Here is a 555-nt window from a genome sequence, read left to right as displayed (position 1 = left end):
ACCCACCTCTGGCGCTTCCAGCACCAGATGACGGATTTTAATTACATCCAGATGCTGATGCAGAAGTCGGGCATCTACTGCTATATCGTTGAAACGGAATATGGCGACCAGGTCGTCTTCGCCGACGACATCGACCACTATATTTACGACCCACGGCTGACGGTGCCGTACCGCGAAGCGGCCGGGCTTGAATCCGGTGGCGTGGAAGCGATCACCTCGCTCAAGACCCACAACGTCACGGTGGCCCAAGGCTACACCGTCGCGGATTACAACCCGGAATCGGCCTGGGAGAGATTTAGGGATAGCGCCAATCTCGCCCCGCAAGATACGACCACGTACGGTCAACCATACATCTACGGCACCCACCACCTCGACCAGGCCGGGGCGAAATGGGAAGCCCAACTGCGGCACGAAGCGGCACTCGCGCGCCAGGTCGTGTATGAAGGCGAAAGCAATGTGCTCGAACTGCAGTGCGCGCGCGTGCTCGAGTCCGACATCGTGCTGCCCGATGCCCCACAGGGGCAGGTGATTACCGAGATCACACACAGTGGCGGG

General features: G+C 59.8%; 1 protein-coding gene. It reads left to right on the top strand.

Annotation, left to right across the window (positions count from 1 at the left end; all coding sequences use genetic code 11):
- The coding region (locus U5768_RS31865) for a phage late control D family protein (RefSeq protein WP_322034292.1) at positions 1-555 on the top strand (555 nt) is incomplete at both ends.

It is taken from the genome of Paraburkholderia sp. J76 (genome assembly GCF_905220295.1).
In the GTDB taxonomy this organism is placed as follows: Bacteria; Pseudomonadota; Gammaproteobacteria; order Burkholderiales; family Burkholderiaceae; genus Paraburkholderia.
This window is presented reverse-complemented; position numbering and strand designations above follow the sequence as displayed.